The 8,180-nt window shown below is 41.8% G+C and carries 7 protein-coding genes and 1 pseudogene; 3 read left to right on the plus strand and 5 right to left on the minus strand.

Going from position 1 to position 8,180, the window contains the following annotated elements:
• Positions 1-46: 46 nt before the first annotated feature.
• From RMX89_RS18375 to RMX89_RS18390, 4 genes are all read right to left on the minus strand, one after another.
• On the minus strand, positions 47-544 hold the full coding sequence (locus RMX89_RS18375) for a DUF1877 family protein (protein ID WP_322689938.1): 498 nt from the start codon (positions 542-544) through the stop codon (positions 47-49).
• An 8-nt stretch (positions 545-552) separates the two neighbouring features.
• A complete protein-coding gene (locus tag RMX89_RS18380; RefSeq protein WP_322689939.1) occupies positions 553-708 on the minus strand; it encodes a hypothetical protein in 156 nt (51 codons plus the stop codon).
• A gap of 323 nt (positions 709-1,031) precedes the next feature.
• Positions 1,032-1,361 (minus strand): DUF2973 domain-containing protein, encoded by a 330-nt coding sequence (locus tag RMX89_RS18385; RefSeq protein ID WP_322689940.1) that lies wholly within the window; start codon positions 1,359-1,361, stop codon positions 1,032-1,034.
• 307 nt (positions 1,362-1,668) lie between these two features.
• Complete coding sequence (locus RMX89_RS18390) at positions 1,669-1,986, minus strand: DUF2605 domain-containing protein (RefSeq protein WP_322672930.1); 318 nt, start codon at positions 1,984-1,986, stop codon at positions 1,669-1,671.
• A 517-nt stretch (positions 1,987-2,503) separates the two neighbouring features.
• On the opposite strand from RMX89_RS18390, the gene thrS reads away from it, so the two are divergent.
• The 3 genes from thrS (at position 2,504) to RMX89_RS18405 (ending at position 5,853) form a co-directional block, all read left to right on the plus strand.
• The gene (gene thrS / locus RMX89_RS18395; RefSeq protein ID WP_322689957.1) at positions 2,504-4,339 is read left to right on the plus strand and encodes a threonine--tRNA ligase; all 1,836 of its coding nucleotides are present in this window, start codon (positions 2,504-2,506) and stop codon (positions 4,337-4,339) included.
• Between the two features lie 387 nt (positions 4,340-4,726).
• Positions 4,727-5,218, plus strand: coding sequence for a hypothetical protein (locus RMX89_RS18400; RefSeq protein WP_322689941.1), 492 nt, complete (start codon positions 4,727-4,729; stop codon positions 5,216-5,218).
• 365 nt (positions 5,219-5,583) lie between these two features.
• Positions 5,584-5,853: a hypothetical protein gene (locus tag RMX89_RS18405; RefSeq protein WP_322689942.1), complete on the plus strand. Its 270-nt coding sequence runs from the start codon at positions 5,584-5,586 to the stop codon at positions 5,851-5,853.
• A 98-nt stretch (positions 5,854-5,951) separates the two neighbouring features.
• On the opposite strand, the pseudogene RMX89_RS18410 reads toward RMX89_RS18405, so the two are convergent.
• A pseudogene (locus RMX89_RS18410) lies at positions 5,952-8,180 on the minus strand (PBS lyase); the annotation flags it as partial.

Here is an 8,180-nt window from a genome sequence, read left to right on the forward strand (position 1 = left end):
AGAGGTTTCTTTCAGTCCGTTTCAATCGAATTTTTAGCCTGCGACATTACTCTTGCATTTCCCACATGAAATCAACCCCGTAAAAACAACCGAGATAGAGTAGCATACCTCTGGTTTCTTCAGCAGCTATTCTGTAGTACTCTAAAATACACTGAAAGATATACCAATATTCATCTACTTCCTCATCCCATAATGTTCTGTAAACATCTGGATTCAGCACACAAGCTTCTTCATATCTCTTAGCAAACTCTTTTTCGGAAATTTGAAGCAGCGCTTCGGAGATTTGCTGAGTTTCTGAGGGAACAAGATATTTTACAGGCCCGAAATCTTTGAAACTACCTTTTGTTCCTTCAATTGAGGTTCTGCCCATCACCGCATTGATTAACGATCGGTTATTTTCCTTTTTTCGGGCAACAATAAAAGGTATCTGACATTCTTCCCACGGAGATATGTCCTCAGTTAGCAAGTAGTGAATTGCGTGCCAATATGAATCAATATCTAGTCTTCCAATTTTCCATTGCTCTTCAGCAATAAGAGCGTCCAAGTTATCATTTATTCCTTTTTTTTTAAGTAGGTAGGTAGATGTTGAACTGCTCCGGTTTCTAGGGCTTCTTTTGCATGAAGATACAAGTCCAACACATACAAATCTTGTTTCGCTATCTCTAAAAGAGGTGTGGATATTTGTTTGAAGTTTCCCTCTATTCCCATACCTTATCTTTACCGGATATTCCGTATATATGCTCAAATAAGATGTTATACAGTTATAATTAGGAGCTACATTTTGCTCTGTGCCAGAACCTTGCTTTGTTTAAGTGCTGACTGCGCCACAGTATTGAAAACTACTACCTAGTTGCTTCGCTGAGTGCTTCAGGAATTATCTTATCACTCACACCATGCCGTTTCAGGCTAACGATGCGATCGCCTCAAATTCAAAAATGCTAATAAATTTCTACTAAAAAAAATTAAGGATGTAAAAACAACAACCATTTACACCCAAATTGCTAACAGACGCGATTAATCGCGTCTCTACATTATGCTTCTTCTGAATTATCTCTTTTATGTCCTGGGGATGCTTCGTAAAGTGCATCGAGATGTTGACGCGCATCTTCAACGTTAATTGAACGCATTATCAAAAGTGGCTCTTTAATTAAATTCCCTGCGTTATCTAACAACTCTGGATGGGGTACAAACTGTTTTTTTGATGAATAATAACCAGAGTTACGTTGGTTATTCATTGGCGAGGAATTCGTTGGGTAAGTTCGCTCCCGATCGAAACTGAACATAATCAGGTTACGGATTAAGTTGCCAACAGCTATAAATGCAAGGATTGTAAAAGCAAGAATGTAAAGCAGATGTAACATTGGATTTTCCTCCAGAACAGCAATTTTTAAAACTTTATTTTGTAACGCTTTGTTTCGCCGATACTGTACTCACAGTTAAGACGAATATTCTACGCACTTTTCAGGCGCTTACATTTATATGAAGCTATTTGTCAACCGTTATTCCACTTACGGTAGCATAGGATACATTATTTTGCTAATCCAGTTAATGTTAAGAAATTGTTAAGAATTTTCTACTATTTTTTTAAGACTGATTTACCATCTTGCGTAGACGCTTCCTTGGTAAGTCTTGAGACATCGCTAAGTTGTCTGCCGAAATTTAGCGCGCTTAGACTTCACGTCCTTGACGAAAGCGCATTGCGACATTCCAGCATTCTGTTACTAATTCATGCCAAGGCATTAACGTTGCCATATCAATTCCGACTTGTTTATCAGTTGCATTAAATAGCATCTTCGCCGTATTTAGTTCATCCTGAGCTTGCTTAACCCGCAAGAGCAAGTCAGATTGCTCTTGGTGACTCATAAATGAGAGTTCCTCAGTTTCGAGTAAATGGCGCGATCGCGTAAACCAATGCTGAAAATCTTCCAGCAGCGGATCTAAAACCGTTTTAAACAACTCAGGCCCTGGTAAATTTGAGTCTGACATAAATAAGAGGGATATTTCAAACTTGCTTACTAATATTAACGTTATTTACGTTTCTTAATACTTTTTAGATTTCTCTCATAATTACTTAATGTAAAATTTTGTAACAAAGGGCACAAAATTTATTATATAGTCTCGATCTCTGGTTTGTACAGTGCCTTTGGACAGGCATCTATAGGCATATATGACAGCGAGTTGCAATTCATAAGATAATTTAGCGATGTCTACGACGGGCTACGCCTACGCGGGCAATCCTGAATTTGAAACTCAGGTAACAAATCAAAAATTTATCTTTATTTTTGGATTGAAGAAGAATTCAGGACTCAGAATCAAACCGCTACGCAAAGTCATTAGCTATTAGTCATTAATCATTAGTCATTAGTCATTAGTTATTCGTAACGGACAAATGACAACGGACAAATGACAAATGACTAATTAACCAAAGTCGTTATAGTTGAATAAGCCTACAGATTCAGATAAATCACCTTTTGTAATCACCTCGCCAACGGTTCAGCAGCCAATGTCGCCAAATTCATCAAATCAGTCACAACAGTCAGAACAAGTTGAAAAAATCTATTTACCGCGTACCAGCGAATCGGAGAACTTAAAAAAGATTCGCCACACTGCTTCCCATGTTATGGCAATGGCGGTACAAAAGCTGTTTCCCAAGGCGCAAGTTACAATCGGCCCTTGGATAGAAAACGGTTTTTACTACGACTTCGACAGTCCAGAACCATTTAGCGAAAACGATCTCAAAGCCATCAAGAAAGAGATGGCGAAGATTATCAATCGCAAATTGCCAGTAATTCGGGAAGAAGTCAGCCGCGAAGAAGCCGAACGCCGGATTCAAGGAATTAATGAACCTTACAAGCTAGAAATCCTGGGAGATATCAAAGAGGAACCAATCACAATTTACCATCTGGGGAATGAATGGTGGGATTTGTGCGCAGGGCCTCATCTGGAAAATACTAGTGAATTAAACCCGAAAGCAGTTGAACTAGAAAGCGTTGCTGGTGCTTATTGGCGTGGGGATGAAACTAAAGCCCAATTACAACGCATCTACGCCACCGCTTGGGAAAGTCCAGAACAACTCGCTGAATATAAGCGACGCAAAGAAGAAGCGCTACGGCGAGATCACCGGAAACTGGGTAAGGAACTGGGATTATTTATATTTTCCGATCTAGTAGGGCCGGGTTTACCTTTGTGGACACCCAAAGGCACTTTGTTGCGGAGTACTTTAGAAGATTTCCTCAAGCAAGAACAGGTAAAACGGGGTTACTTATCTGTAGTAACACCCCACATTGCCAGAGTAGATTTATTTAAAACTTCTGGACATTGGCAGAAGTATAAAGAAGATATGTTCCCCTTAATGGCAGACGATCAGGAAGCTGCTGCACAGGAACAGGGCTTCGTGATGAAGCCGATGAATTGCCCCTTCCATATCCAAATATATAAGAGTGAGTTGCGCTCTTATCGGGAACTACCGATGCGACTGGCGGAATTTGGTACTGTTTACCGCTACGAACAATCAGGGGAATTGGGCGGTTTAACACGGGTGCGCGGCTTTACTGTAGATGATTCTCACCTGTTCGTTACCCCAGAACAACTCGATAGCGAATTCCTTAGTGTGGTGGATTTGATTTTGTCGGTGTTCAATAAGCTGCAACTGAAGAACTTTAAAGCTAGACTCAGTTTCCGCGATCCTGCTAGCGATAAGTACATCGGTAATGATGAAGTTTGGGACAAAGCCGAAGGTGCAATTCGCCGTGCAGTTGAAACCTTGGGAATGGAACACTTTGAAGGGATTGGAGAAGCGGCATTCTATGGGCCAAAACTTGACTTTATCTTTAGTGATGCCCTAGATCGGGAGTGGCAATTAGGAACTGTGCAGGTAGATTACAATTTGCCTGAACGCTTTGAGTTGGAATACGTCGCTGAAGATGGGGTTCGCAAACGTCCAGTAATGATTCACCGTGCGCCTTTTGGTTCGCTAGAACGGCTAATTGGGATCTTGATTGAAGAATATGCAGGTGATTTCCCTTTGTGGTTAGCGCCAGTGCAAGCTAGATTACTGCCAGTGGGTGATACACAGTTAGACTTTGCGAAAGATGTGGTGGCGAAGATGCGTGCATTAGGCATCCGTGCAGAAGTTGATACCAGTGGCGATCGCTTGGGTAAACAAATTCGCAATGCAGAGAAAGAAAAAATACCCGTGATGGCTGTGGTGGGAGCTAAGGAAGTGGAAACTAACACCTTAAGTATCCGTACCCGCGCCTCTGGAGAATTGGGAGTTATAGCTGTAGATGAGGTGGTAGATAAGATGAAAGATGCGATCGCTAAGTTCGAGAATTTCTAAAATCTAACCTTGATAATTTCTAAAATTTAACCGCAAGCGCACACCAATATATAATTAGTGTGCGTTTTGTCTAGCTGGCAGGTTTTGGGAAGGTGCGATCGGAACGTATTTAATTATTAAAGGCTCATTAATGGAGTTCAAAGACTCGTTAACGGAGATCAAAGGTGGATTCATCCAGTTCAAATACTCATTTTAATTTTAACTTTTCATGAGATTTGGAAGAGCATAAAGTATCACAGACAACAAAAGTTTTCTCAATCACCGCACTCAAGAAAACTTTTCAAGTTATTTAAGACTGATAGGATTGATTTAAAGACTTGTGGAATCTGCTCTTCGTAAACAGACTGGACTTGCATAAATTAATGTCAATAATTTTTGACTAACATTATGAACCGCTTTACCTCTATATTGCTGGCTGGCTTGATAGCATCTGCATCAGCTTTGGCTATTTCTCCAAAAGCTGAGGCTAATACACCAGCATCTTATCTTGCTGAGTTTGATAGCTACGGCTATGAACACAACAACGATGCTAACTACGAACGTCATAGTCGTCACTACAGAAATGGTGATTATGACCGCCACAATGACCTTCGCAACATTCGTGACGATCGCCGCTATGACCGCGACAATAACCGCCGCCATGACCGCGACAATAACCGCCGCTATGAGCGCGAAAATAATCGCCGCTATGAGCGCGAAAATAATCGCCGTTATGAGCGTGAAAATCATCGCCGTTATGAGCGCGAAAATAACCGCCGATATGAGCGCGAAAATAACCGCCGATATGACCGCGATAATGACCTTCGCAACATTGATAATAACCGTCGCTATGAGCGCGATCGCGGCTGGGAACGTAGAATCATTGTGCCTACGTATTAAGCTTAGTTCCAAGTGAACTGAGCATTTATTCTACTTGGCAGTAGGACAAACACAATCTCTTTATTCCAGTCATATCATGTCCGCTTGATTGCTTATTAAACCCAAAGAACCCCACCCCGCTAAACCTGCGCTTTATCTCCCCTCCCCGCAGGCGGGGAGGGGTTGGGGGTGGGGTGCAATGACTGTGGGAATCATAACTAACTATGCGGACATAATATCATTCTAATATCTGACTTTTCACTCTTATCTAGAAAACCTCGCTTCTATTCCCTAGTAAGGAAACTTGCTCAGGGATTAGGTTTAGCGTTAGCTTTTCTACATGATGTGAAAGGTCAGATTTTTATTAAATTAAGAATTTACCCTTAGTGCTAGACTCATTAATGGAGCTAAAAGGCTCATTAATGGAGTTCAAAAGCTCATTAATGGAGCTAAAAGGCTCATTAATGGAGTTCAAAGACTCATTAATGGAGCTAAAAAGCTCTTTAATGGAGTTCAAAGGCTCTTTAATGGAGTTCAAAGGCTCTTTAATGGAGCTAAAAGGCTCATTAATGGAGTTCAAAGGCTCTTTAATGGAGCTAAAAGGCTCATTAATGGAGCTAAAAGGCTCATTAATAGAGCTAAAAGACTCATTTTAATAAAATCAAAAATTTCCCCTCAGCCTATAAGTCTCTTTCTTAATTACGAATTACGTTAGCGTAGCAGCGTGTAGCCCATTACCAATTACGAATTAATCTCACGCCCTTGGTCGCAACAATTGCACAAAGGTATCACTCACAGTATGGTCTTTGGTATCGGCGGCGTATTGAACTAATTTTTCCTTCAGTTCTTTCGCTGCATCTAACGGTAGTAGTGTTGCTAGTAAAAAGTAGACACCACGAAAACGGGGGTCGTCCATGTGGTCAAGGAGACGGTTTTTAGCTTCCTCACTCTCGCCGAGAAAGTTCTGCACCAAAAAGAAATCCATAATCTTGTCGTGGCGGAAGTACCATTCTCTCTTGGCTTCGCCTTTTTCGTCTTTCCACTGACGGCTGACAACCATTTTATATTTATCGTCTGACAATGACTGTAATACCTGGTAAAATTCATCCGCAGGTAAGGCTTGCTCATCCTTCAGCCGCATTTGATAGACAGCATCGGAGAATTTTTTCAGGGGAAATTCCTGGTTCCACTCTTGCAAATATTCTGCTGCCATCAAATTATATTGATGTTGTTGTAAGTGAAACAAATCGGGGTATTCGCCTTGGGATAGCATCAGGGCTACCACAGTTAAATCCATTGGATTAGAGAGAACCTTCTCAATCGCGGTTAATTCCTGTGGTGATTGCTGATTACTGAGGGCTTTGGTTAAAAAACTAGCAGTGGCTTGCTCATAATTAGTACCTTGAACTTTGGCATTTTTAGGCAGTCGTGGCTGACGGGAAATCAGAAATTGCTGAATTTGTGGTTCTTCAAGGGGGAGCAATTTATATATTTTGGCTGTTGAGGGTGGTGTCCACTCAAGCGCCTGGGTGGTCATGATGATGTTACCCCGAAAATAGCTTTCCGCAAACTGACAGATTTTTGCCCTAGTATCGGCGGTAACTTCATTGAGTCCGTCAATGCAGATATCTAATGCACCACTGTAAATTAAATTCTTGAGAAAATCAGCATCTTGTGCTTGTCCGTGCAGCTTGGCTTGAATTGCCTCAATTACCCCTTTGTCACACTTGTGTGCAGGTAGATAAACCACAAGCCGCCCAGAAGTTTTTACCAAATAGCGCAGAAACATTGACTTACCCAAGCCAGAATCACCTTCCAAGATGACTTGTCCTTTGATGCTAGGTAGCACTTGGGTAATTGGTACGGGTTCGTCTACACCGGGAACTTTCACTTTAGAGTTTGGGAAGTAAGCTTCGGGGTTAAAATTATCTAACCCGGCATCAGCTAGTAGAGAAGGCTTGAAGGGTTCAAATAACTTTTCCCGGAAAAAGGGAACCCAGGTGAGAATTAAGCCGACGTAGCCGACACCGAGAATGCGCCTCACCCAAGGATTCCAGAAGAAGATGGCTTGAACTTGGGGAAACTTGGGGTAAGCAAAGATGAGGGCTAGCCAAAAGGCAGCATGAATCAAAATAGTAGTTCTGGCGTTGAACAACCACTGCCAAGTTTTGAGGTTAACTATGACTGATTGCAGCGAATCAGCTTCGTTGAAGCCGGCTTTTTTGAGGTTATTGTAGTGAGTTTCTAAAATACCAATATCTTGTGGTCGCCAAGAGACTTTTCTGGCAACTAAAGCAATTTGCTTGGCTAAATCTTCGTGTAATCGTGCAAAATCTCGACTGGGTTCCCAGACTTGGGCAAAGATTTTGAGAGTTTTATCACCGCGATCGTGGCTCAATGAAGTAGGAATCGTTTTAGTCTCAGGAAAACCCAGCCATGTGAGCATTGTTTTGACTTCATCAGTGCCATCACCCAATAAATATGTCAAAAATCGCCACTGTGCAAATTCTGATTGACCTGCGTAATAAATGCTATCCAGAATTACAACAATATTATTCAGGTTGAGTTGTTCTATCTTTCTCAATGCCGATGCTGCACGGGAACGAACACTTGAGTCAACGGTTTTATCCTTGAGGAAGTCGAGGATGTCTTTGACGTAGGGTTTGGCTGCCTCTCCCAGATTTCCCAATGCCGAAGCTGCAAGGGAACGAGCACTTGAGTCAACAGTTTTATCCTTAAGAATATGAGCGATGTCTTTGACATAAGGTTTGGCTACCTCCCCCAGATTTATTAATGCCGATGCTGCACTGGAACGAACACTTGAGTTAACGGTTTTATCCTTAAGGAAGTCGAGGATGTCTTTGACGTAGGGTTTGGCTGCCTCTCCCAGATTTCCCAATGCCGATGCTGCACTGGAACGAACAAAAAAGTCAACGGTTTTATCCTTGAGGATGTCAGCGATGTCTTTGACGTAGGGTTTGGC

Origin of the sequence: Nostoc sp. DedSLP04, assembly GCF_034530775.1 — a bacterium.
In the GTDB taxonomy this organism is placed as follows: domain Bacteria; phylum Cyanobacteriota; class Cyanobacteriia; order Cyanobacteriales; family Nostocaceae; genus Nostoc.